A 26556-nucleotide genomic window follows, 5' to 3' on the forward strand; every position below is an offset into this window, starting at 1 on the left:
ATAGCGATTTGTGAGGAGAGCGATGAACATACTTGGAATCTCGGCGTACTACCACGACAGCGCCGCAGCCTTAATTAGCGATGGAGAAATTATCGCCGCAGCGCAGGAAGAAAGATTTTCCCGCAAAAAGCACGATGCCAGATTTCCCAAGAATGCGATCGCCTATTGTCTAAAAGAAGCAAAAATTGAGCTACAGGAAGTCGATCGAATAGTATTTTACGACAAACCCTTAGTCAAATTCGAGCGCCTGCTCGAAACCTATTTAGCCTACGCACCCAAAGGTTTTAGCTCTTTCTTAACCGCCATGCCCATCTGGCTAAAAGAGAAGCTATACCTCAAAACCATCCTCAAAAGAGAACTTGCAGAAATGGCAAACTGCAAAACCTCAAAACTCAAACCATCTCTACTATTTACCGAACACCACCAATCCCACGCCGCCTCAGCCTTTTTCCCCAGCCCGTTTCAAAAAGCCGCCGTTTTGTGTCTCGACGGCGTGGGAGAATGGGCAACAACCTCAGTCTGGCTGGGAGATGGCAACCAACTAACTCCTGAGTGGGAAATCGACTTTCCTCACTCCTTGGGTTTGCTTTATTCCGCTTTCACCTACTACACAGGCTTCAAAGTCAACTCAGGTGAATACAAACTCATGGGTTTAGCGCCCTACGGCGAACCCAAATATGTAGACAAAATTCTCAACTATTTAATCGACCTCAAAGATGACGGAACTTTCCGTTTAAACATGGATTATTTCAACTACACAGTTGGCTTAACCATGACAAATCAGAAGTTTGACGAACTGTTTGAAGGCCCGCCACGCCAAGCTGAAGGGAAATTAACTCAGCGAGAAATGGATATTGCCGCTTCCATTCAAGTTGTCACTGAAGAAGTTGTGTTGCGGCTTTGCAGAACAGTTAAAAAAGAATTGAATGTCGATTATCTCTGTCTTGCTGGTGGCGTTGCTCTTAACTGCGTGGCTAACGGCCGCATTTTGCGGGAAGGCATTTTCAAAGATATTTGGATTCAACCAGCGGCAGGAGATGCTGGCGGTGCTTTGGGCGCAGCTTTGGCGATTTGGTATCAGTATTGCGAACAAAATCGCACTGTTGCAGGTGATGGATTCGCATTAAAGGAAGTCCCGGAGGAAAGGACTGAATTCCTGACTACAAAAGAGGAGGAGCCGAGTGAATTCCTCGCTACCAACCAACCAGTAGCAACTGTTACTAAGTCTATTGCTCATTTAACTTGTCGCGATCAAATGCGCGGTTCTTATTTGGGGCCAAAGTTTACTGACACAGAAATTCTGGAATATTTGGATGCTGTCAAAGCTAGCTATCATCGATTGGATGATGCCGAATTAATGCCGCAGTTGGCAGAAATTCTGGAACAGGGCAATGTGGTGGGATGGTTCCAAGGACGGATGGAATTTGGCCCGCGGGCTCTCGGAGGTCGATCGATCGTTGGCGATCCCCGCAATGCTAAAATGCAGTCGGTCATGAACCTGAAAATTAAATATCGGGAATCTTTTCGACCTTTTGCGCCGTCAGTCTTAGCGGAACGTGTTGCTGATTATTTTGAGATGGATCATTCTAGCCCTTATATGCTATTGGTGGCTCCTGTCAAAACCAGTCTCCGCATTCCGATGACACCCGAACAAGAACAACTGTTTGGCATTGACAAGCTCAACGTTCCGCGATCGGAGATTCCGTCTGTTACTCACGTTGATTACTCGGCCCGTGTCCAAACGGTTCACAAGGAAACTAATCCTCGGTACTATGACTTAATTAGTCACTTTGAAAGGCGATCGGGATGTGGGATTTTAGTTAATACTTCTTTTAATGTCCGTGGCGAACCGATTGTTTGTAATCCAGAGGATGCTTATCGCTGTTTCATGCGTACTGAAATGGACTATCTGGTTTTGGAAAATTTCTTGCTTTCTAAATCAGAACAAATTCCTTGGAAACAAGATGATGCTTGGAAAAATGAATTTGAACTAGATTAGTCCGTTGACAGTTGACAGTTGACAGTTGACAGTGGTCATTAGTAATTATTCTTTACTGGTTATTGGTTATTAGCAAACCCAGGCAACTGCTAACTAACAACTGCCAACTGTCAACTACCAACTGTCAACTACCAACTAACAACTGCCAACTGCCAACTGCCAACTGACAACTAACAACTGACAACTGTCAACTAACAAATGAGCGACGAAATTAAAAAACTCGATAAAAAAGGCTTGCGCGATTTCGGGCTGCTAATCGGCGGTTTGATAGCACTGCTATTCGGTTTAGTAGTACCGTTATTGCGCCGTCATCCCCTACCTTGGTTGCCCTGGGCGATCGGTGCAGTGCTAATTGTGCTAGCATTGGTTGCGCCAAAATCTCTGAATCCCGTTTATCACGCTTGGATGCGGTTTGGACTCATCCTTAACAAAATCGAAACTCCGATTATTCTGGGGATAGTTTTTTACCTGATAGTGTGGCCAATGGGAGTAATTAAAACCCTGTTAGGCGAAGATGCAATGAGACGCAAACTAAATCCCAAAATGGATACTTACCGCGTCCCCAGTAAAGCCAGAACCAAAGTTAGTATGGAGCGTCCTTTCTAAGTGTTTGAATCAACATTAGACTTTCTCAAAGATTTGTGGGCGTTTATGAAAGAACGCCAAAAGTATTGGCTACTACCGTTAATTGTGACTTTGGTCTTTTTGGGAGCTTTGATTGTACTCAGTCAGGGTTCTGTGATTGCTCCGTTTATTTACACTTTGTTTTGACAGAATGAGCAAGTTAAAAACTTTGGGTGTCAACGTGGGTTTGACACTCGGTGGTTTATTAATGGGGGTGATAATTGGTGAATTGGGATTGCGAGTTGCTGGGATTCAAGGCTATCCAAAAATTGGCGATTTGGTAGACTCTGCACCAACAAATTTCCATACAGCCGATCGCGATTTGGGCTGGAAGCTCAAACCCGGTGTGTCGGGGGAGTGGAAGGGCGAAGGCGCGAGTTTTGTGCAGGTGAATAGCGAGGGTTTGCGCGATCGCGAACACACCAAAGCTAAACCTCCCAATACTTTGCGAGTAGCAGTTTTGGGGGATTCTTTCACCGAAGCCATTCACGTACCTATCGAACAAACTTTCTGGTCAAAATTGGAACGGAAACTGGCCAATTGCGAAGCCGTCAAAGGACGCAAAAAAGTTGAAGTCATCAATTTTGGAGTCCAGGGTTACGGCACTGCTCAAGAATTAGTTATGTTGCGGAAAAAAGTGTGGGATTACAGCCCTGATATCGTAGTCCTTGCTTTTTTTATTGGCAATGATGTAATTAATAATTCACCGAAACTAGAATACGATCGCTATCGACCATTTTTTGTGTATGATGCTAGTGGCAAGTTAGTTCCAGATATGTCTTTTCGGACTCTACGTCCCATCGACCGCAACCGGTATGCCGTTTCTGCGATCGACAAACTACCCGCTTGGTTAGTCAACAACTCCCGCATTTTGCAAGTTGTGAAAAAGGTAGAATTAGAGAGAAAAAAGCAGCAGTTATCTAATGACTTTACAAATTTAAGCACCCAGAATTTTAAAGAACCAACCGATGCTGCTTGGCAAGATGCTTGGAAAATTACAGAGGGTTTGATTTTGACCATCCGGGATGAAGTGGTGCAAAAAAATGCTGATTTCTTAGTTGTCACCATCGGCGATCCAGCTCAGGTTCACCCAGATGTTGCGATGCGACAAAAGTTCATCAAAGACAACAACATTCAGGACTTGTTTTACCCCAATCGCCGACTAGACAACTTGGGTAGAACCCACAGTTTTAGGGTGCTGAGTTTAGCCGAACAGTTTCAAGCATACACTGACAAATATCAGGTTTGCGCCCACGGTTTTGAGAATTATGTCAACTGTGGAGGCCACTGGAATCAACTTGGACATCGGCTGGCTAGCATCATGATTAATCGAAATTTGTGCGAAAATTTGAAGCAGTCTCAACTGCCAAATAGTCAACGCTAGTATGTCAAATCTGATGAAAGATTCAAAAGATATAAACAAAGGCAAAAATCTATTTAGTGTAATCACTATTAATGTTGCCATCCTATTTATTTGCCTGGAATCTTTGTCCCTAGCTTTTTATTTCCTAACTCAAAATCAATTGTTTTATACCCGAAATAAAACAAAAGAACCAGTAGTAGAGGACATTCAAAGAATCGGAATTCGGCTAGATGATTCCACCGTTGAAAGACTGCACCCATTTTTTGGCTATGTCATGAAACAAGGTGCTTTTAGCAATAAAAAATATAATTTAAAAGTCAACAAGAGCGGTTTTTATACTCCCCTACAATATCCTTTTGCTAAAACCAGTAAAAATCAATTTATTATCGGGATTTTTGGCGGTTCGGTAGCCAACAACCTCGCCGTGGATGAATACGAAAGTACCATGTTATCTAGGAAGTTAAAAAGTTATCCAGAATTTGCCGACAAAGAAATTATTGTTTTAAATTTTGCCAACGGTGGTTACAAACAGCCCCAACAATTATTGATTTTAAACTACTTTCTAGCGGTGGGTCAAGAGTTTGACATGGTAGTTAATATTGACGGTTTTAACGAAGTAGCTTTGTCAAATTTAAACAACAAATCCCAATTAGACTTAGGAATGCCCAGCGTTCAACACGTTCAGGCATTAACTGATTTAGCTAATGATAACTTGTCACCGGAAGCTATGGCTGCCATAGTGAAAATCAATGAAAATAAAAAACAATTGAGAACAACCATTGCTCAATTACAAACTTGTAGGTTGGCTTTGTGTAATGCTGTTATCTCAATACAGGTGAGGCTATTACTCAAAGATTACCAACAAGAAATTATCAAGTACGACAAACAAGTAAAAGAGTCTAAAACCGACCCCAAAAATAGCGGTACTGTCTATATTCCCAAATCTGATACTGTTTTAGATGATACTGATGCTTTTAGCAAAATGGTATCCATGTGGTACGACTCTTCGGTAATGATGAATCAAATTTTATCAAGTAGAAGAATTCCTTATTTTCACTTTATTCAGCCCAACCAATATTATCAAACCAAACGGATATTTCCCCAAAAGGAAAAAGCATTTGCCATTAGCAAAGATAGTCCTTACATGGAAGGGGTAACAAAAGGCTATCCGCTGCTTTTGTCAAAAGTTGATGATTTGCAAAAAGCCGGAGTTAATGTATTTAGTGGAGTGAATATCTTGGACAATACCAATGAAATTGTTTACAAAGATTCCTGCTGTCACTATAATTTAGTAGGACAGGAATTATTTGCTAACTATATTTCTAGTTCAATTATTAAAGTAGCAAGGAAGTCGAAATAGAGGTTTATGAAAGATTTAAAATTTATCAAAAAAGGACAAGATTTTCTCAAGATTGCTTTAGTGAACTTAGTGATTTTACTCGTTTTCCTCGAACTCGGTTCCCTGGGATGGTATTTTGTGAAACACAAGCAATTTTTCTATACTAGGGAAAAGCCAAAAGATAAGTTTTCGGTGGGAATTAATTTAGAAGGAGTGCGGCTCAGAGAGTCGATTGTCCAAAGATTTCATCCTTTTTTTGGATTTATTCAAAAACCAAGCGCCGACTTTCGCCCGGGTTTTAAAGTTAACAATTACGGGTTTATCTCGCCTTACGATTACCCTTTCAAAAAGACTAAACCAAATCAATTTATTATCGGAGTATTTGGCGGTTCAGTTGCTTCTGATTATGCAATATTTCAAGTCCAAAATCAAATTCTCCCTAGATACCTCAAACAGTTGCCCGCTTTGAAAGATCGAGAATTCATTATTTTATCTTTTGCCACGGCAGGTTACAAACAGCCGCAGCAGTTGCTAATTTTAAACTACTTTTTGGCTTTAGATCAAGAACTCGATATGGTCGTGAATATCGACGGCTTTAACGAAGTAGCACTTTCAAATTTAAACAATAAAAATAAAATCGATTTGGCGATGCCAAGCATTCAGCACATCCTACCGCTGACAAACATAGCCAACAATAGCCTTTCTACAACAGCGATGAAAGAAACGATCGCAATTAAAGAAAGTAAAGTTAGGATTAATCGGGGTTTGAAAAGTATGCAGGAATGCAAGTTAGCTGCGTGCGACGCTTTAACTTCTGTTTACGTTCTAAACTTGATAAACAACTACCGAAAAGATGTCATCAGGTTTGAAAAAGAGAGGAATCAAACGCAGAATGATGACGGCGGCAGCGTGGTTTATATCAATCTTAACAATTCTGTTATGAAAGATGATGCTGCTTTTGAACAAATGGCTCAGAGTTGGGCGAAAAGTTCAATTTTTATGAATAAAGTATTGTCGGCTAGCAACGTGCCGTATTTTCATGTTTTTCAGCCAAATCAATACTATCAGACGAAAAGGGTGTTTAGCGAAGCGGAAAAGCGGATTGCTTTTAATAAGGATACTCCTTATGCTAAAGCTGTTGAACTTGGATATCCGGCTTTGTTTAAGAAGTTGCCTAATTTGGCAAAAAATAATATTAATTTAGTGAACGCTGTGAATGTTTTTGATCAGACTAAGGATGCTGTTTATGTGGATAGTTGCTGTCATTATAATCAAGCTGGAGAAGTGGTTTTCAGTAATTATGTGGGCGGGGAGATTTTAGAACGGTTGCGGAAGGAAGAAAGAAACAAGAAGAAGTGATATGATGTCCGGTTAATTGCTGATAAATCCTATGTGGGCATCGGGCATCGGGCATTGGGCGTCGATAAATCGCGAGGCAGAGCCTCTGGATATGCGTTCCCAGGTAGAACCTGGGAACGAGAAAAAGTGATATGATGTCCGGTTAATTGCTGATAAATCCTATGTGGGCATCGGGCATTGGGCGTCGATAAATCGCGAGGCAGAGCCTCTGGATATGCGTTCCCAGGTAGAACCTGGGAACGAGAAAAAGTGATATGATGTCCGGTTAATTGCTGATAAATCCTATGTGGGCATCGGGCATTGGGCGTCGATAAATCGCGAGGCAGAGCCTCTGGATATGCGTTCCCAGGTAGAACCTGGGAACGAGAAAAAATTTAGTAGGACAGGAAATATTGGTAAACTATATTTCTAGTTCGATTATTAAAGTATGGAGAAATCCAGCAGCAACTAGCACACCACTGAAAGAAAGCCCCAAAAAATAAATAAGTATTTATTACTGTAAAAAAAACATGAATGATTTCAAATTTATTAAAAAAAGCCCAGAAATAATCAAAATTGCTTTGATTAATTTACTGTTGTTACTGACTTTCCTAGAGGTGGGTTCCTTGGGATGGTATTTTGTCAAGCACAAGCAATTTTTCTATACCAGACAAAAGCCATTAGATAAATCTGCCTTGGGAATTAATTTAGAAGGAGTCCGGTTAAATGAGTCTATAGTAGAAAGATTTCATCCTTTTTTCGGATTTGTTCAAAAACCGAGTGCGGATTTTCGCCCCGGTTTTAAAGTCAATAACTATGGGTTTATTTCTCCTTACGATTACCCTTTGAAAAAGACTAACAAAAATCAATTTATTATTGGGGTATTTGGCGGTTCGGTTGCTTCTAACTATTCAATATTTGAAATACAGAATAAAATTTTGCCTGAATATATCAAGCAGTTGCCTAGTTTGAAAAATCGAGAATTTGTAATTTTGTCTTTTGCTACCGGAGGCTATAAACAGCCCCAACAATTGTTAATTTTAAACTATTTCTTAGCCCTTCGTCAAGAATTCGATCTGGTTGTAAATATAGATGGCTTCAATGAAGTAGCCCTTTCTAATTTAAACAATAAAAATAAGGTCGATTTAGCGATGCCAAGCATTCAGCATATCTTGCCGTTGACTAACTTGGCGAATAATAGCCTTTCTACAAAAGCGATGAAAGCAACTATCAGAATTAAAGAAAATAAAGCTAAGATTAATCAGGCTTTGGAAAGTTTGCAACACTGTAGTTTGGCGGCGTGTGATGCTTTCTATTCAGTGTATATTCAAAACTTAGTAAATAATTATAAAACCGATGTGATTAAGTTTGAAAAAGAACGCACTAAACAACAAGACGATGGGAGCGTTATTTACCTTAATACTAATAAATCTGTGGCACAGGATGCGGTAGCATTTGAAGAAATGGCATGGAATTGGGCGAAGAGTTCAATTTTTATGCACAAAGTTTTGTCGGCTAGCAATGTGCCTTATGTTCATGTACTCCAGCCCAATCAGTATTATCAGACAAAAAGGGTGTTTAGCGCCGCCGAAAAGCAGATTGCTTTTAATCAGGATACTCCCTATGCTAAGGCAGTGGAAATTGGGTATCCGGCTCTGTTTAAAAAGTTTCCTAATTTAGAAAAAAATAAGATTAATATATTTAATGGGGTTAAGGTTTTTGACAAGACTAAAGATGCTGTTTATGTTGATAGCTGCTGTCATTATAACAAAGCGGGAGAAGTGGTTTTTAGTAATTATGTGGGTAGTTCCATTTTAGAAGTGTTGCGGGAGGATGAAAAAAATAAGAAGAAGCGATGAGCCAGAGTCTGTGGGTATAGGTGACAAGGAACTAAGATGGATGTTATTCTCTAGTTTATTCCCTCACCAAGTGGTCTGAACGAGAGGTGAATTCTTCTTGGCTAAGGAGTCGGGTACGCCCTCGCTAGGGCTGTTAAGAAGCCCACATCATACTTCGGCTACGCGAGCGCACAAGTAGCTGTACTCGGCTTGATGTGGGAGTCTGTCATGTTTTTGGATTGCTTGGGGGTAGATTCCCTGCTTTGTCGATCGGCATTACCAAGATTTTATCAACTCGGTTCCCGTCCATATCGACTACTTCGACACGCAAATTGTTCCACTCAAAGTGATCGGCGGCTGCGGGAATTTTGCCCAAATTTGTAATCACAAAACCACCCATTGTGTGGTAACTTCCTTTGTTTTCTGCTGACAATTCTTCGATGCCAAACATCTCAAAAAAATCTTCGACTGGTAGCATTCCATCTAACAGCCAAGAACCGTCTTCCCGTTGGACGGCTTGTGGCTCGTCGGCATCTTCAATAGAGGGAAATTCTCCCACGAGTTCGACTAAAATGTCGTTAACTGTAACCAATCCTTGAATCACGCCATATTCGTCTACTACCAAGGCTATTTGATTGCTAGATTGCTTGAAAAGTTCTAATACTTTTAAACCCCGCGTGCTTTCTGGTACAAATAAAGGTCTTCGTAAAGAAGCGCTTAAATCGAGGGGTTGACCAGTTAAAGTCCGTGACAGCATATCTGTGACGTGTACTAAACCGACAACGTTGTCGAGGCCTCCCTGACACACCGGAAACCTAGAATGACCGCTGCCAAGCATTTTTTGGCGATTTTCTTCTACTGAATCGTCGAGATCGAGCCAGGTAAGATCCGGGCGGGGTGTCATTAAGGCGCTGACTCGTCGATCGCCCAAACGAAACACCCTTTCTACCATATCTTGTTCGGCTTCTTCAAAGGTGCCGGCTTCGGTTCCTTGCTCGATTAAAACTTTAATTTCTTCTTCTGTAACTTGCGGTTCTGTGGAGGGCAAAATCCCCATGAGCCGCAGCACTAATTCAGTAGAATAACTCAAAACATAAACGGCGGGAGCACCAATTTTGGAGAGCATTCGCATGGGAATGGCTACGCTAGAGGCGATCGGCTCTGGGTTGTTGAGTGCTAGTCGCTTGGGCACGAGTTCGCCAATAATTATGGTCAGATAAGTTATGGTTAAAATCGCGATGACTGAGGCGATCGCCCCAGAATAGGGTGCGAGGGCGGGAATCAGTCGCAACAAAGGCTCTACTCTTTTAGAAATAGTCGTTTCTCCAAAAGCGCCCGACAGAATCGCCAGCAGCGTAATCCCGATTTGGACTGTCGGTAAGAACTGATTGGGGGCATTAGCTAGATCCAATGCGACGCGGGCATTGGTCGAACCTTGGTTGGCCATCTGTTGCAGTCTTACCTTGCGTACTGAGATGATGGCCATCTCGGACATCACAAATAAGCCATTGAGGAAAATCAGCAGCAGAACAATCAGAAGGTCGGTACTTGGGGACATTTCTCAAATTATCGGTGGTAACGGCAATCACAGCCCGGTTAAAGGAGAGGCCTGAAAGCTTTCAATCTCGATCGCAAAATCGAAATTTTGTTGCTATCAATCCTGTACCTAGATTAACGGAACTCGCTCGTTTCGATCGCAGCCTCGATATATTAGAGCAAAAATTAACCCCCTGTTAAGTTCCTCGGCGACAACAGATCCTCGACACAATCAATGATGTTTGTCGTACAATCTCCTTAACAGGCAAAGAGAAAGAGCCTTTGCCGATCGGGGATTAAAAATTAACAGCCCATGACTTTCTCTTCAATCATTCGGACTCTAGGGCGATCGCCCCTAGCCACAGAACTACTCAACAAACTCAAGCGCCATGGGTACGTGCAACTCTCCGGCGTAGCCCGCCTACCGAAAGGTTTGGTAGCTTCAGCCCTCGCCCAGCAAGAGGGGCAAAGTTTACTCGTCGTCACAGCAACTCTGGAAGAAGCTGGCCGTTGGGTGGCTGGGCTGGAGGCGATGGGCTGGCAGACTGTGCATTTTTACCCGACTTCGGAGGCTTCGCCCTACGAGCTATCTTACTCGGATGAGAGCGAAATGACTTGGGGGCAAATGCAGGTGCTGGCGGATTTGGTCCAGCAACCAGAAATCACTACTAATTCTAAGCCGATGGCGATTGTCGCTACAGCGCGGGCTCTCCAGTGTCATTTGCCACCACCTGCTGCTTTTGCACCCTATTGTCTGACTTTGGCGCGAGGTATGGTTCAAGACTCGAAAATATTAGACCGCCAATTAGCTTCGATGGGTTACGAGCGGGTGCCTCTAGTCGAAATGGAGGGCCAGTGGAGTCGTCGGGGCGATATTGTGGATGTGTTTCCGGTGGCTGCGGAGTTGCCGGTGCGTCTGGAATGGTTTGGGGATGATTTGGAGCAAATTCGGGAGTTTGATCCGTCTTCGCAGCGTTCTCTTGATAAGATCGATCGCTTGGTTTTGACTCCTACGGATTTTGGCGGGATTGTGCGGGGGGCTTTGGGTGAAAGGTTGAGTTTACTAACGAACCGCGAAGGCGCGAAGGGCGCAAAGGAAGAACCCCCCCCTGCCCCCCCCCAAGGGGGGAATGGAGAGGAGGGGGAAGAAGGGGAAGGGAAGGTTATTAAGGGGTTGTTGGGTTTGGCTTTTGAGCAGCCTGCTTCTATTTTGGATTATTTGCCGTCAAATACTTTGGTGGCTATTGATGAACCGGCTCAGTGTGAGGCTCACTGCGATCGTTGGTTTGAAGGTGCTCGGGAGCAATGGGAAAGTTTAATTGTTTCTGTTCCTAAGATTCACCGCTCTTTTGCTGAGTCTATGGCGGATGTGGAAGCTTTTCCTCGACTTTATCTTTCGGAATTGGCTGAATCTTCTGTTTCTGTTTCTGGTGCGATTAATTTGGCTTCTCGCCCGGTGCCGGTGATGCCTCACCAGTTTGCTAAGTTATCTCAAATGCTCCGGGAGGAGCGCGATCGCGGTTTTTCGGTGTTTTTGGTTTCGGCTCAACCGAGTCGCTCTGTTTCTCTGCTTTCGGAACATGACTGTCCGGCTCAGTTTGTGGTGAATCCGCGGGATTATTTGGCGATCGATAAGTTGCAATTGCAGCATATTCCGGTTGCTTTGAAGTACAGCGGTTTGGCTGAATTGGAAGGTTTTATTCTGCCTACTTTTCGGATTGTGTTGATTTGCGATCGGGAATTCTACGGTCAACATTCTCTAGCTACTTTTAGCTATGTTCGCAAGCGCCGTCGTGCTGCTTCTAAACAAGTAGACCCGAATAAATTAAGCCCTGGTGATTTTGTGGTTCACCGTCAGCATGGAGTGGGTAAATTTATTAAGTTGGAGCGTTTGACGATCGATCGCGAAACTCGCGAATATTTATTGATTCAATATGCTGATGGTACTCTCCGAGTCGCCGCTGACCAATTGGGGGCTTTGTCGAGGTTTCGGACTGTAGCTGATCAAGTGCCGGAACTTAACAAACTCACAGGTCAAACTTGGGAAAAAACTAAAACAAAGGTTCGCAAAGCTGTTAAGAAATTGGCGGTGGATTTGCTGAATCTTTATGCTAAAAGAGCTAAACAAACAGGTTACGCTTTTCCTCCAGATATGCCTTGGCAACAAGAATTAGAGGATTCTTTTCCTTATCAACCAACGCCGGATCAGTTGAAGGCAACTCAGGATGTGAAACGGGATATGGAGGGCGATCGACCTATGGATCGCTTGGTCTGTGGTGATGTCGGTTTTGGTAAGACGGAAGTGGCTCTGAGAGCGATTTTTAAGGCGGTTACGGCGGGTAAGCAGGTGGCCATGCTTGCGCCGACGACGATTTTGACCCAACAGCACTATCACACGCTCTCAGAGCGTTTTTCGCCTTATCCTATCCAAGTTGGTTTGCTCAATCGCTTTCGCACTGAAACGGAACGCCGGGAGATTCATAAGCGTTTGGCTACTGGGGAGTTAGATGTGATTGTGGGTACTCAAGCTGTTTTGAGTAAGGCGATTAAGTTTCGGGATTTGGGTTTGTTGGTGGTGGATGAAGAACAGCGGTTTGGGGTTAAGCAAAAGGAAGCTATTAAAGCTCTCAAAACAGAGGTGGATGTTCTGACTCTCACTGCGACGCCGATTCCTCGGACTTTGTATATGTCGCTGTCGGGGATTCGGGAAATGAGTTTGATTGCGACTCCGCCTCCGAGTAGGCGACCGATTCAGACGCATTTGGCTCCCTATGACCCGGAAGCGGTACGATCGGCTATTCGTCAAGAGTTAGACAGGGGTGGTCAGGTTTTTTACGTTGTGCCCCGGATTGAGGGGATTGAGGAGTTAGCTGCTCAGTTGCAGGTGATGGTTCCGTCTGCGAGAATTGCGATCGCCCATGGTCAAATGGATGCTTCGGAATTGGAATCGATTATGCTGACTTTTAGTGCGGCGGATTTCGATATTTTGGTCTGCACCACGATTATTGAGTCTGGTTTGGATATTCCTCGTGTCAATACTATTTTGATTGAAGACGCGCATCGGTTTGGTTTGGGTCAACTTTACCAGTTGCGGGGACGGGTGGGACGCGCGGGTATTCAAGCTCACGCTTGGCTGTTGTATCCTAAGCAAAATCAGTTGACTGATGCTGCGAGGCAGAGGTTGCGGGCGATTCAAGAGTTCGCTCAGTTGGGTTCGGGCTATCAGTTGGCGATGCGGGATTTGGAAATTCGGGGTTCGGGTGATATTTTGGGCACGGAACAGTCTGGTCAAATGGAGGCGATCGGCTTTGATTTGTATGCTGAAATGTTGGAGGAGGCAATTCGCGAAATTAAGGGTCAAGAAATTCCCAAGGTTGAAGATACTCAAATTGATCTGAGTTTGACGGCTTTTATTCCTGCTGATTATATTGGGGATTTGGATCAGAAGATGAGTGCTTATCGTTCTGTTGCTTCTGCTAGTACGCCCCAAGAGTTGCAGCAGATTCAGGCTGATTGGTGCGATCGTTATGGGCCGATTCCTCTTCCTGCAAAGCAACTTATTCGTATTGTTGAACTCAAACAAATTGCTAAGCAAATTGGTTGTTCTAGGATTAAAGCGGAAAATAAGCAGCATATTGTTTTGGAAACATCTATGGAGGAGCCTGCTTGGCTGTTGCTTAAGGCTAATTTGCCGGAACATTTGCAGTCTCGTTTTGTCTACAGCAAGGGAAAGGTTACTATTCGAGGGATGGCCGTTTTGAGTGCGGACAAGCAATTGGATAATTTGATTGATTGGTTGGGTAAGATGCAGGGTGCTTTGCCGGAAGCAAATGTTTTATTTTAAAATCGTGAAAAATTTAGTTAGCATTTTTTTTACGATCGCGCTATTGCAAGGAATCCCGACAGCCGTTCAAGCTCAATTAATGATTGACCCGATTGAGCGGGTGGTGACTGCGGGATTGATGACTAAGGATGCCCGTGGTAATTTTAATGCTGAGGGTTTTGTGAGTCGTGCGGAGTTGGCTACGATTTTGGTGAAAACTTTTGGTTTAGAACACCGGAAAATTTCTCAGAAAGCCGATCGGGACTTGCCAGATGTACCTAAAAGTTACTGGGCCTATAGTGCGATTCAAATTGTTTTGAAAACGGGAACTATGACTGGATATCGCGATGGAATGTTTTTTCCCAATCAAAGGGTGACTCGTGCTGAGGCTTTAGCGATTTTTGCTCAAGCTTATGGTGTTTTTCAGTTTCCCGATGTTAACGTTTCTGAGATTTTAGCTAATTATCCAGATGCGGCGGAAATCCCTAATTGGGCGAGAAAGTCTCTGGCGACTGCACTTTATGAAGGTTTTGTCAATATTGAATTGGGAACTAATAAGATTAATCCTTTGAAGCCGATGACTCGTGGCGACATTGCTTACGCTTTGAACAAGTATTTGGAGGGACAGGCGAGGTCTGCTTCACCAACGGTGCCGGAGGAACCTCCGAATCGGGGTGTGGGACGTTAAATCTTTTGGTATGGTAGAGCATCTGGGTAATTTTGATATCAAATCCGGTAGCATCTGAATTATTCAGATTTCTATTCTCTCCCTCTGTGTCCTCTGTGTTCTCTGCGGTTAAATCATTCCAATACAACCGGAAACGATATGACACGAGTGTCTCGAAGCCGATCGAGAAAGTCGATCGCCCACAATGCAAAATCCCGGAGACTTGGTGACTGTAAAAGCAGCCATCAAACCCCCAGGATTTAAAATTTTCCTCTTTAACCGAGGTTCAAATTATCGCCCGCAGACCTTAACTTACTCAGCCGTAGCCAATTCCGTACTAGCAGCGCCACGCTTCCGCGTCAGGGTATTAAACAACATTTGACCAACAGCTTTAATCAAATTGCCTTCTAACTCCATGAACATCTTCATATTCATGCCAAAAGCTGCATTAGCTTCATCAACAATTCGCTCTGCTGTAGCTTCGTCAATTGGCAATTCATTCATTGCTTGACGATAGTTAGTTTTGAACTCTTTTTCATCAGGAATATCTGCGAATTCATAGAAAGCAGTACCTTCTCCCTCGGTAAGATTCATCCCGCGCTGAGCAATCCCCTTGAGGATTTGTCCACCGGATAAATCGCCGAGATAGCGAGTGTAAGAATGAGCGACTAACAGTTCTGGTGCGGTGGCTGAAATTTTGTGAATTCGCTCGATGTAAGCTTTTGCTGCTGCTGAGGGAGCTACCTGTTCCCGCCAATTCACGCCGTAGTAATAGTACAAATCTTTTTCTAGACTTTGTTTCCGATTCAACTCAGAAAAGTAAATTTTTGAAATCACCGGATGCTGTTTTTGGCGTTCCATTTCCTCTTCTATGGCGGAGTATACAAAGTAGAGGTTGCCTACTAATTTCCGGTAAGATGTCTTTTCTACAACGCCTTTTAAAAAGCACTTGACAAAACCGACATTTTCTGCCATTGTGTGAGATTTTTTCGTTCCTTCACGCAATTTGGTCGCTAAATTGATGCTCATAATATATTGTCCAACTTTCTATTTTCGTGGTTGTCGATGGATGCGCCAACAATCTAAAAAATACCTAAGTTATTACCTTAGACTGATTTAATGAGAGATTGTATTAATTTTTATAACAAAACCTATACTGGGCAGAAGGCACAAGGCACAAGGCAGAAAATCAAGGGTTTGGGCCAATGAAAACGTCCTCAGCATCTTGGCGGTTGCTATAAAATACACAAACAGTTTAGTCAGTAGTCGTCAGTCATTGGTTGTTAGCTACTGACTACTGACTACTGACTACTGACTAACTTAGATGTCTAAGTCCAGCAGGTTGAGTTTGGGACCGTAGGTTTCGATGAATTCGCGCCGGGGTGCGACTCGATCGCCCATTAAGATGGTAAAGATGCGATCGGCCTCGGCAGCGTCATCGATTTCCACTCGTTTCAGCGTGCGAGTTTCCGGGTTCATCGTGGTATCCCACAACTGTGTAGGCATCATTTCGCCCAAACCTTTGAACCGCTGAATCGTGTAGTTCGCATTCGCCGGGAATTCATTCCGAATCAAATTGTTCATTTCGCGATCGCTATAACAGTAGTAATGATTCCGTCCCCGTTCCACTTTATACAGAGGAGGACAAGCAATGTAGATGTAACCTTGTTCTACAAGTGCTCGCTGATAGCGATAGAAGAAAGTGAGCAACAGCGTGCGGATGTGGGCTCCATCTACGTCAGCGTCAGTGTTATGGGCGCACAAACCGCCAGTACCGCAGACAAAGTTTTCATCATCTTCGACGGAGAAATCATAAACATAGTCGCCTACTAATTCAATCTCCTCAGCCGAAATCACTTTCAGTCCCATCAAATCATCGCTAATTGGCACGTAGTCCGATGATTTGCGACTAGGGCGTGCTAGATGTGCTTCAATCAGATCGGCATTGGCGTGTCGATGCCAAATTTGGCGGCACAGTTCGAGCTGATTTTTGCTACAAATTGCGATCGAATAATAGGGATGTCGCGTTTGAATTTCCGCATCTACAGCAGTAGAGGGTTCGTGACGAGTTGGACTGGCAATCATCCCCAACTGTCCTAACAAATAAAGCAACCCATCTTTCAGCTTGGGAGAATTAGTTGTCAGGGATAAATGACTGCCTCCTGTTGTACCATCGCCGAGGAAATAGCCTTCGAGAAAAGCCATTTGCAGTTCTTCTGTCAAGCTAAACACAATATCTGGCAGTTGCTTCAAATGTGCCTGTTTCCCTAAACCCCAAGCTTGGATTAATCGCGCCGCTGCAACGCTGTGGAAGTAGAGCTTAATTCCGTCACTGTCTGGGTCGTTATATTGGCGAGGTGTTTCGTTAAATACCGACTCAATGACAGCAATTATTTCCGGAATAAACCGCAGATCTTTCTTGCCTAAGTTAAGGCTAACTTGATGTTTGCTGAGAGTTCCCTCCGCTACATACCAGCCCATAAACCACATCAATTCCCGACTAATAGGTAGGTAGCGGGCAAACGCTTTGTCGCCGTGTGCTTGTGGCACAATTTGCACATCTTCGCCCAGTTGTGCTATTTCGCTGGCTGTGAAGTCATCGAGCGGTTTGTAACAGCTAACTTCGCGCCAACGGGCATTTTTGCTGGTATCATCTTGAGCGAGGCGATCGTCAATTTTCGACGGCAGCATTTCGTAGACAACATTGTCACTGTTACCAATTGCTTCAAGATAAGTCAAGAAGTGAGATAAAATTGGGCGACTGATTCCACGTTCCCACTGGCTAACTGTGACTGGCTGTTTTACTCCCACGGAAGCCGCAACTTGCTTTTGGGTAATGCCGATTGCTTCGCGCTGTGCGATTAATTTTTGCCACGCTTCCGCATCTATTTGTACTCGCGGTTCACTCCATTGATCGGGGACAGAAACTTTTGCCAAGACACGCTGAATTGCAACTTTTCGCACGTCCTCACCTTTGAGATAAAGTGATTTGGTTAACTCAGCACTATAGAAAGTTTCCAACAAATCTATCTGCGTTGGGCTTGCTGCTGGACGAGGTAAACGCCGACTGGCAACTAGGAGGTCTCCTGGCTTAACTTCGTTACCTTTTTTGAGAATAACTTCGTTATTTTCAAAGACAAAAACGCTGTGAGATGATGTCACTTTGATCGATCGATTGTAGCGCGTTGTTAGTTTATACATCCCTTCCTCATGTCCGTGACGAATCACGGCTTTCAGAGGGCGAAAACGAGTAGCATGAGTAGTTTGATCGAAAGACATCACTTGATATCGATCGGCAGCGCGGCGGCCTTCTACGCAGTCATCGATAAACCCACCAATGGTGACGAATTCAGTGCGTCCTGTATCGTCCATCACCAGTGTTGGTTCGTCCCCTGCTACGCTCATAATCACTATATGGTGATACCGCAATTGTGCCGGATCGAATTCTTCGCCTTTAATCCCTAAACCAAGGGCTGTAATTAACGATTGAATTTCGTTATTTTTGTAGATTTTCGCATCGTCGGTTTTCTCGATGTTCAGGATTTTACCCCGCAATGGGAGAATGGCTTGGAATTGGCGATCGCGCCCTTGTTTAGCACTGTTATGAACAAAGACTCCCGCACCTAATGCAAAGTTGTGGCTGTTGGGAACTTCGATGTCATAAACATCATAGCGTTCTGCTACGGCTTCGATCTTGACCACGCGGTGATTGTAGTTCCGAACTGCTTGACGAGCATAGAGTGCGTCTCCACCAAAATAGCGATCGCAAAAAGTCTCATACTTCAACAAACACTTATCTTTTTTGGTTCGGCGATAGAGATTGTAATAATCAACATCAACCCAGCCCATTTTCATCTCAACAGCCTTCAAAGCTTCCAGAGTTTTGCGGTAATAAGTTTCATCCAAAGCAGCTTTGCGTTTGCGGCGAAACTCTGGTGTCCACTGTTCCTTCGTTTTTTCACGCCTCCACTCTAATAAATTCTCATCTTGCCATTGTTCTTTAGCAAGTTGTGAATGAGCAGCCCGCGCTTGAGGATTGTTAGCAAAATGATTCCGAACCCGTTCCGACTGAGCTAAACGGTTTTCTTCGCAACTCCAATATTCTTGTTGCGCTCGATCCAACAGTTCCTGATTTTGTTCGCGATAAGCTTCATTAGAATCGTAAAACTCGCGCCACTTCTTCGTCATGTAAGCTTTATACTCTTCATCTTCCCACTGAGCTTTCGCTTGTTCCGAAAGAATTTGCCGCGTTTCCGGCTGCTGCATCCGCTCTTTCATCATCGCCCGAAATTCTTCACTCATGTGAATTTGACGGCTCTTTTCAATTACATCCGGGCGGTGCAATGTTTTCTCAAGATTCGCGCGGTGAAGAGCCAAGTGTACCTCAGCAGGCAATCGCTGAATATTTGTCGGATTGTTGTTGAGTTTGTTGAAATCAACATGGTGGCGGTGATTGCCCTCAGATGCTTCATATACACCGTGTTTTAGGTTGTAAAAATCCGATAAAAGATGAGTGTAAATCCAGTTATCAGTGTTTGGATTCCACACCATTTCATAACCCTTAAGTCCTTGCCCGTTTGATTTTTTTTCAGACAACTTGCGGTTAAGAGGCATCAACGAATCTTCCGGTGTCAGCATTGCTGCTGCTCTGTAAGTGCCATCCCGCAACATAAATAGATGGTCGGGAGTGCAAGTAATTGTCTCCCCATTGTCTAATGTCAGTTTGATGACTTCAGCATTTGTTTTAGTCATCCGAGCGTTAGTAATCCGCTCAACACAGATGTTTCCACTCTCTTTAATGGTGTAGCAAAAGTGTTCTTTGCCGGATGCTTGTTCGTCAACTATCTCTTTGATAGTTTTTGTTGTACCGTCAGCTAATATTATTTCCTGAAATGAAAAAAAACAGCCCCCAGCACTATCCCCCTCGACCAGGTATATCTCAGACAGGGCGGGGTCTCTGGAGCTACAGTCCGCTAATTTTCCGGGCAAAGGAGAGGATTCTAAGACGGATTTTCGGCGGACTAAATCGCGGGCACGCCGTGCGGCTTCAGCGGCTTTAAATGCCTGAATTGCTTTTTCCAAAATAGCGTCGGCTACTTGGGGGCGAAACTCCAAATATTCTGTCAATACTTCGCCTACCAAGGAATCGACAATTCCCCGGACTTCGGTATTGCCCAGTTTAGTTTTAGTTTGACCTTCAAATTCCGGGTCAGGGACTTTTACTGAAATAACGGCTGTTAAACCTTCCCGGACATTTTCACCGGCGAGGTTAGGTTCGTTTTCTTTGATTTTGTTGCGCTTGCGAGCGATCGAATTCATCGTCCGTGTCAACACGGCTTTCAAACCTTCTAAGTGCGTACCACCGTCGATCGTGCGAATGTTGTTAGCAAAACCGAGAACATTATCGCTAAAAGCATCAACACACCACTGCAAAGCCACTTCTATTTGCACGTTATTGCGTTCGCCTTGCACGTAAATCACTTCTTCATGCAAAGGCTGCTTTTCGCGGTTCATGTAGGCGATGTATTCCTTGATGCCACCCTCGTAACAGTAAGTTTCGATGCGAGATTCGTCACTTTTGAGCAGTTCCAAACGGTGGTCGCTAAAAGTAATTCTCACGCCCGCATTCAAGTAACCCAATTCTCGCAAGCGCCCGGCGAGTATAGTGTAATCAAATTCAATGCCAGTGCTAAAAATCTGAGTATCTGGCAAGAAAGAAACTGAAGTGCCGGTGCGATTGCCTTTGTTGGGCTTGGCATTAAGTTCGGTTACAGGATTGCCTCTTTCGTAGCGCTGTAAATGTTCTTTTTGGTCGCGCCAAACAGTGACTTCTACCCACTCCGACAGGGCGTTCACCACCGAAATACCTACACCGTGCAATCCTCCTGAAACCTTGTAGCCACCACCCCCAAACTTACCACCGGCGTGGAGTACAGTCATTACTGTTTCTATTCCCGATTTGCCAGTCTTGGCAACAATGCCGGTCGGAATCCCCCGCCCGTCGTCTGTAACGGTAACGGAACCGTCGGCGTTGATCTCAACTTCGATGTGAGTGCAGTGGCCAGCCAGCGCCTCATCGATCGAGTTGTCAACAACCTCATAAACTAGATGGTGGAGTCCTCGCGGGCCGGTGGTACCGATGTACATCCCCGGTCGTTTGCGGACTGCTTCTAGACCTTCGAGAACTTGAATTTGGTCGGCGCTGTAGCTGCTGGTCATACAAAAATAGCTCCAATAATGAGGCTAAAGCCCCAAAAGCTTCTAAAATGGGAAAACTTCTAAAATTATAGCACAAAACCCTTAATGGCGATGCTAGGGCATTCTGAAGGGAAATTTATTGAGGGGATGGATAGCTTGGAGCGGGGCGGACTTTTTGTGGTCAGCCAGGAGAGTTGAGTGCGATCGCCCGCCAGCAAGTAAGCTATGGAAGAAGCAACAAGGAATAAGGAATCAGGGAAATTAAATCAAATCAATGGTTTCAGCAATTGAACAAGTCTGCCTGCACCCAGAAGGAGGCTTTATGTCTAGATTAATTACGATTTGTGGTGCGACGGCGACGGGGAAGTCGGGAGTGGCTGTGGCTGTGGCTTCGCGGTTGCGATCGCCCATTTTGAGTGCAGACTCTCGTCAAGTGTACCGCGAATTTGACATCGGCACTGCCAAACCCACAAAGGTCGATCGCACTTCGGTACCGCATCACTTAATTGACATCTGCGATCCGAGGGAAACGCTAACACTGGCAGAGTACCAGGAACAAGCTCAAAAGTTAATAATGGCTTACGATGTTCCGCTGTTGTTGGTGGGAGGGACAGGTTTATATATTAAGTCGATCGTGCGCGGTTTGAAAATTCCCAGAGTTGCACCCATGCCAGAATTGCGATCGCAACTGATCGAACTCGGTCAACCCCAATGTTACCAGATGCTAAAGCAAGTCGATCCATCTGCTGCTGAGAAAATTCACCTCAACGATCCAGTCAGAACTTTAAGAGCACTAGAAGTATTTTATGTGACTGGGCGCTCTATTTCCGAACAGCAGGGAGAAAATCCTCCAAGTTATCCTATCTTGCAAATTGGCTTGGATTGCGACATGGAAATTTTGACCAAACGAATAGAACAGCGTACTAATCAAATGTTAGAATCCGGTTGGATTGGGGAAGTTGAATATTTGTGTCAAAAATATGGGTGCGATTTGCCCTTACTAAATACTCTGGGATATCAAGAAATCAAACAATATTTGGCGGGCGACATTACCCTAAATGAAGCCAAGGAATTAACGGTTTTGCACACGCGGCAATTTGCGAAGCGTCAGCGGACATGGTTTCGAGCTTATCCTGAAATTGAATGGTTTGATGTTAGTAAACCCGATTTGTTGGAGCGAGTTTGGCAGAGAGTTGCAGAGTTTTGCGAACAATAAGGATTTTTTTACCGCAGAGGGCGCAGAGGGCGCAGAGAAGGAGCAAGGAGAGAGTAAGTGTTATTTTTGACTTAGTAAAATCTCTTTAATTCTTTGCCGAAACAAACGCACAGCCGCACGCTGTCCGATTGTTCTGCTTTGTTCGATGAAAACCGGAATTTCGGCAACAGGTAAAAACGGAAAAGCAAAACTGCGATCGCAATTTTGATATTTCCCCTCCACAAGTTGATAAACTTGCAGAGATTGCCGCCGATACCTCCAAAGTTCTGGAACCCCAAGAGCAGCATATATGGCATCTTTATTAACAGAAGAATTCGTGTAATCCGACTCTATTGCTAAATCAGGTGGCGGGTCATTTGGTAAATTGATATTTCGGCCTCTAACTAAATATTCATTTTGAATATAGAAACAGGAATCTGGTTCCACAGCGCGAGTTAAATCTTCTCGTTCGATAGTCAGAGAACCGAGACTTCTAAGTTCAATTTCCAGCTCATCTACAATAGCTTCCACAAAGCTTTCTATCAGTCGTTTGGGTTCTTCGTGTTCTTCCAGTGGCATCCTGATTTCTAAGACTCCTCTATCGTAAGCAATTCTCCAAGCTCTATCGTCCCCAACATCTGCCAGCAATGCTTTAAAAGTTGACCAACTGACACCTTTTAAAACAACTCGGTTTTCTGGGGTAATTTCCTGCTCGACGGGAGTTGATGTTGTTGTTACCATTTAACAATTCCTTGGTAGCTTCATCAATTTTTTTATCGTTCCCAAGCTCTGCCTGGGAATGCTTTAATTCGATGCTCTGCCTCGCGAGAATAGGGAGGCAGAGCCTCCGGATCTGCGTTCCCAGGCAGAGCCTAGGAACGAGGGATTTTCCGTCAGTTAACTGTACAAACTGGCGACATATTCCCCGTAGCCATTATAGGGCAAAGTTGGGCGAGTTTCCCAGGACCAACTGTTACCAGGCCCTACTACTCTTTCGCTAGCTTGTGACCATCGGGGGTGTGGTTTATCGGGATTGACATTTGCTTCAAAACCGTATTCATTAGGGCCGATTGTATTCCAAAAAGTCGCTGGCTGTTTCTCCACAAATTCAATTTTAACAATCGATTTTGCACCTTTAAAACCGTACTTCCAAGGAATTACTTGCCGCAGTGGCGCGCCATTTTGTTTGGGTAGTTTTCTGCCGTACAAACCTGTGGCAAAAAAGGCTAAATCGTTAGCCATTTCTTCAATCCGCATTCCCTCGGTATAAGGCCAAGGATAAAATTGCGACATCAAACCGGGGCCGGGAGTAATTTTGGGGTCGTAAAAAGATGTGAAGCGAACAAATTTTGCCTTTGAAGTTGGTTCGACATCAGCCATCAGCAATTTCATCGGAAATCCCACCCAGGGAACTACCATCGCCCAGGCTTCTACGCAGCGAAATCGATAGACTCTTTCTTCGATGGGGAATTTTTTGGAGAGTTCGTCAATGTCATAAATTCGAGGATTTTTTACTAAACCTGTAACTTCTACTTTCCAGTTTTCGGTGGGTAAGGCTTGGGCTGCTTCCCAAATAGATTTTGTGCCGCCGTATTCATAAAAGTTATTGTATTTTGTCGCTAGGGCTTCGTCTGTAATTGCCCGATCGACTTTAGCGAAAGCTGGATTGCGGGTTAAGCCGGAATATGCTTGAGTTGCTGTTTGTTCCAAAGCTGTATTCGCTCCCGAATTGCTCTTGCAGCCCGCAAGTGGCAGGAGTGAAGCAGTGACACCGACTCCAATTAAATTGGTCATAAACCGGCGACGGTTGAGAAAGACGCTTTCTGGAGTAATTTCTCGATCGAGAATTTCCCAGGATTTTGGAATACGAATCAACGGCATAAGTAATAGTTAAAATTTAGTAGTTACTGGTTCCAGAATATTCAACAAGTTATCCAGCAGTCTTCAGCGAACACAGCGCCAAGAAGCGACTATTTCGCGGCCAAATCACAAATAAATTATAACGTAATGTTACTAAAACCCAACAATTTCACAACCAGGGCGCGATCGACATATTAAACAGCCCTCATAGGAAACTCCATGGATTTGAGATGGGAGATTGACGATTTGAGCCTAGGGAGGAATCTGGGGGCTCTAGCCCAGCAGCTTGCCGTCAGTAATAATATTTTACGCGCGATCGACCTTGGCAAGAGTGGCTAAAATCTGGGAAACAATTATCATAGAACAAATATTGCAATCATTTAATTTGCCCACAGGAAGCGGCACCCACCGCCCCGCTTTCCTCCCCCACTAACCAGAGTCGGATGGGGGTCTCCAGCGGAAAGACAAATGAGTTACTGCATCAATTCCCATTGTCCTCACCCCCAAAATCTCGATCGCGCTACAGTATGCCAAAGTTGCGGCTCGAATTTGCTACTAAAAGGGCGCTACCGAGTCTTTCACACCCTAGGTGAAAGTCTCACAACCCGCACTTTTTTAGCAGTAGATGAAGACCAACCTTCCCAACCCCGTTGCGTAATTCAACAATTTTTCGAGGCCGAAACAGTCGCTGACGGTCAAAAACTACGAAATCCAACATTTTGCGCCCCAGACTGGGCCCTCGATGAGTTGGGAAAACATCCCCAAATACCACAACTACTGGCATCTTTTGAACTCGACTCCCGCCAGTATTTGGTACAAGAATACATCGAAGGTCGCAATTTGACCACCCAACTCTCAGAAAAAGGTGTTTTTAAAGAAATTCACATTTGGTATATCCTGAGCGAATTGTTGCCCGTACTGCAATTTGTTCACGACCATCAACTGATTCACCGAGATATCAAACCCTCCAATATTATTCACCGGAAATCCCCTCAAGCAGTGACAGCTTTGGGAGAAAAGGAAAGTCTCGGAGGTCTAGCTTTAGTCGATTTCGGCTCAGCAATTCCCGCTAACAGCGGCCCGCTGAAAACAGCCACAGCCACCGGTGCTGCTGAATACGCAGCCCCAGAACAAATTCAAGGTCAAGCTATTCCCAGCAGCGATATCTATAGTTTAGGCATCACCTGCATTCATTTGCTAACAGGAATGTCACCCTTTGATTTGTTTGATATCAAAGCAGATACCTGGGCCTGGCGGCATTATTTGAAAGTGCCGGTTTCGGCAAGACTAGGCTGCATTCTCGATCGCATGGTACAGCGCGAAACCTCGAAACGCTATCCCACAGCCTCGGCAATTCTCCAAGACATCAAACATGGCCCGGCATCGATGGATCTGATTCTGGGCCAGCCACAGTGGACTTTAGGCGCTTGGGCTGGGGCGGTTGTCGGCTTGCTATCCCTGGTTCTGGGTTCTCGTTTCCAGTCTCCCCAGCCCCAGGCTTTCACTTATCAAGAACCTGCTACTATTCCTGAAATTCGGTTCAATCCCCCGCCCATGTCCGATTTCCAGCCTCAGACATCACCAGAACCTGTGGCGGTGCGAACTCTGACGACTCTTGACCAAAACCCCGTTTGGGCAGTGGCTGTCACCCCCAACGGCCGCGCCATAGTCAGTGGTAATAACGACGGGACAATTCGCCTCCTGCACAAGCGTCACGGCAAAGTGCTCAAGGTTTTAGCCGGACATTCCGGCCCGGTGTGGTCCGTGGCTGTTAGTCCTGATGGCCGGACGATCGCCAGTGGCGGTGCTGATAATACAATTAAATTGTGGAATCTCTACACCGGCAAGTTGATTCGGAGTTGGGAAGGACACAAAGATGGCGTGTTCTCCGTGGCTTTCAGTCCCGATGGTACAGTAATTGCCAGTGTCGGTAAGGACAAAACTTTGAAATTGTGGCAAGTAGACGACGCTGTTGAGTTAGAAGCTTTTAAAGGGCTTTCCGATCAGGTACAGTCGGTGGCTTTCAGTCCCGATCGACAAACTCTAGCTACTGGCAACAGCGATGGTACTATCAAGCTTTGGAACTGCCAGACTGGCGAATTGAAACAGACTCTCATTGGTCATTCTGACGCCGTTTGGTCTCTTGCTATCAGCCCCGATGGTCAAACTCTCGCCAGTGGTAGTTGGGACAAGACTGTGAAGTTGTGGGACATTAGTCCTAATCATGAGTCTCCTTTACCTGGGGATTCTCAGTTACCCAATTTTACAGACAATTCCGATCGCCTTGAGTCTCATGATTTTAGTTGGAACATCAAAGTAAGTCATGATTCTCTACAGCCCAAGGGTTCTTTATTGCGGACTTTGATTGGCCATGCCGATCGAATTCAGTCTCTAGCTTTTAGCCCCAATGGTGACAAGTTGGCCAGCAGCGACTTGAGTGGCACTATCAAGCTGTGGCAGACGAATACTGGCGAAATGACTGGTACGCTTAAAGGTCATACTACTTGGGTAGAATTGGCTTTTAATCCTCAAGATCAAACTCTCGTCAGTGGTAGTTTTGATGACACGATTAAGGTGTGGCGGCTTTCTCCTTGATTGTGCGATCGCTCGGAGTTAGAATCCCTTCAGTAAAACGCTGTTTTTTGAGAGTGGTTGAGTCGAGGGGGGATATTATTCCCCGCCCCTCTCAGTTAGATCCGGACGTGCTGGTTTCCCCGCATCCGGCTCCCGATGTTCTTGGCTTTCGCCTTTGTTCATGTGGATATAATCGTGGCAG

The 26556-nt window shown here is 44.7% G+C and carries 16 protein-coding genes; 11 read left to right on the forward strand and 5 right to left on the reverse strand.

Going from position 1 to position 26556, the window contains the following annotated elements; all coding sequences use genetic code 11:
* Nucleotides 1–22 precede the first annotated feature (22 nt).
* The 7 genes from ACBR23_RS17810 (at nt 23) to ACBR23_RS17840 (ending at nt 8522) form a co-directional block, all read left to right on the forward strand.
* Nucleotides 23–1999 (forward strand): carbamoyltransferase, encoded by a 1977-nt coding sequence (locus ACBR23_RS17810; RefSeq protein ID WP_371115725.1) that lies wholly within the window; start codon nt 23–25, stop codon nt 1997–1999.
* Nucleotides 2000–2197: 198 nt separating this feature from the next.
* On the forward strand, nt 2198–2605 hold the full coding sequence (locus ACBR23_RS17815) for an SxtJ family membrane protein (protein WP_371115726.1): 408 nt from the start codon (nt 2198–2200) through the stop codon (nt 2603–2605).
* Nucleotides 2606–2770, forward strand: a complete 165-nt coding sequence (locus ACBR23_RS17820; protein WP_190734603.1) for a DUF5989 family protein — start codon at nt 2606–2608, stop codon at nt 2768–2770.
* Between the two features lie 4 nt (nt 2771–2774).
* Complete coding sequence (locus tag ACBR23_RS17825; protein WP_371115727.1) at nt 2775–4007, forward strand: SGNH/GDSL hydrolase family protein; 1233 nt, start codon at nt 2775–2777, stop codon at nt 4005–4007.
* A 13-nt stretch (nt 4008–4020) separates the two neighbouring features.
* On the forward strand, nt 4021–5346 hold the full coding sequence (locus ACBR23_RS17830; protein WP_371115728.1) for a hypothetical protein: 1326 nt from the start codon (nt 4021–4023) through the stop codon (nt 5344–5346).
* A 6-nt stretch (nt 5347–5352) separates the two neighbouring features.
* Nucleotides 5353–6684 (forward strand): hypothetical protein, encoded by a 1332-nt coding sequence (locus ACBR23_RS17835; RefSeq protein ID WP_371115729.1) that lies wholly within the window; start codon nt 5353–5355, stop codon nt 6682–6684.
* Between the two features lie 509 nt (nt 6685–7193).
* Nucleotides 7194–8522, forward strand: a complete 1329-nt coding sequence (locus ACBR23_RS17840) for a hypothetical protein (RefSeq protein ID WP_371115730.1) — start codon at nt 7194–7196, stop codon at nt 8520–8522.
* 205 nt (nt 8523–8727) lie between these two features.
* On the opposite strand, the gene ACBR23_RS17845 is transcribed toward ACBR23_RS17840, so the two are convergent.
* Nucleotides 8728–10059 (reverse strand): hemolysin family protein, encoded by a 1332-nt coding sequence (locus ACBR23_RS17845; RefSeq protein WP_371115731.1) that lies wholly within the window; start codon nt 10057–10059, stop codon nt 8728–8730.
* A gap of 291 nt (nt 10060–10350) precedes the next feature.
* On the opposite strand from ACBR23_RS17845, the gene mfd reads away from it, so the two are divergent.
* Both mfd and ACBR23_RS17855 read left to right on the forward strand, forming a co-directional pair.
* Nucleotides 10351–13881, forward strand: coding sequence for a transcription-repair coupling factor (mfd, locus tag ACBR23_RS17850; protein WP_371120031.1), 3531 nt, complete (start codon nt 10351–10353; stop codon nt 13879–13881).
* Nucleotides 13868–14548, forward strand: a complete 681-nt coding sequence (locus ACBR23_RS17855; protein ID WP_371120032.1) for an S-layer homology domain-containing protein — start codon at nt 13868–13870, stop codon at nt 14546–14548. Before mfd ends, ACBR23_RS17855 begins: the two co-directional genes overlap by 14 nt.
* 291 nt (nt 14549–14839) lie before the next feature.
* On the opposite strand, the gene ACBR23_RS17860 is transcribed toward ACBR23_RS17855, so the two are convergent.
* Together ACBR23_RS17860 and ACBR23_RS17865 are read right to left on the reverse strand one after the other, a co-directional pair.
* Nucleotides 14840–15556 (reverse strand): heme oxygenase (biliverdin-producing), encoded by a 717-nt coding sequence (locus ACBR23_RS17860; protein WP_371120033.1) that lies wholly within the window; start codon nt 15554–15556, stop codon nt 14840–14842.
* Nucleotides 15557–15847: 291 nt separating this feature from the next.
* Nucleotides 15848–20746, reverse strand: a complete 4899-nt coding sequence (locus ACBR23_RS17865; RefSeq protein ID WP_371120034.1) for an ATP-binding protein — start codon at nt 20744–20746, stop codon at nt 15848–15850.
* A 301-nt stretch (nt 20747–21047) separates the two neighbouring features.
* On the opposite strand from ACBR23_RS17865, the gene miaA reads away from it, so the two are divergent.
* Complete coding sequence (gene miaA / locus ACBR23_RS17870) at nt 21048–21941, forward strand: tRNA (adenosine(37)-N6)-dimethylallyltransferase MiaA (protein ID WP_371120035.1); 894 nt, start codon at nt 21048–21050, stop codon at nt 21939–21941.
* A gap of 60 nt (nt 21942–22001) precedes the next feature.
* Here miaA and ACBR23_RS17875 read toward each other — a convergent pair whose 3' ends face one another.
* Both ACBR23_RS17875 and msrP read right to left on the reverse strand, forming a co-directional pair.
* The gene (locus ACBR23_RS17875; protein WP_371120036.1) at nt 22002–22661 is read right to left on the reverse strand and encodes a Uma2 family endonuclease; all 660 of its coding nucleotides are present in this window, start codon (nt 22659–22661) and stop codon (nt 22002–22004) included.
* A gap of 156 nt (nt 22662–22817) precedes the next feature.
* Nucleotides 22818–23801 (reverse strand): protein-methionine-sulfoxide reductase catalytic subunit MsrP, encoded by a 984-nt coding sequence (gene msrP, locus ACBR23_RS17880; RefSeq protein WP_371115738.1) that lies wholly within the window; start codon nt 23799–23801, stop codon nt 22818–22820.
* A gap of 447 nt (nt 23802–24248) precedes the next feature.
* Between msrP and ACBR23_RS17885 the strand changes: the two genes are divergently transcribed.
* On the forward strand, nt 24249–26375 hold the full coding sequence (locus ACBR23_RS17885; protein ID WP_371120037.1) for a protein kinase: 2127 nt from the start codon (nt 24249–24251) through the stop codon (nt 26373–26375).
* The last annotated feature ends 181 nt before the right edge of the window (nt 26376–26556 follow it).

Source organism: Microcoleus sp., assembly GCF_041354475.1.
Taxonomy (GTDB): domain Bacteria; phylum Cyanobacteriota; class Cyanobacteriia; order Cyanobacteriales; family Microcoleaceae; genus Microcoleus.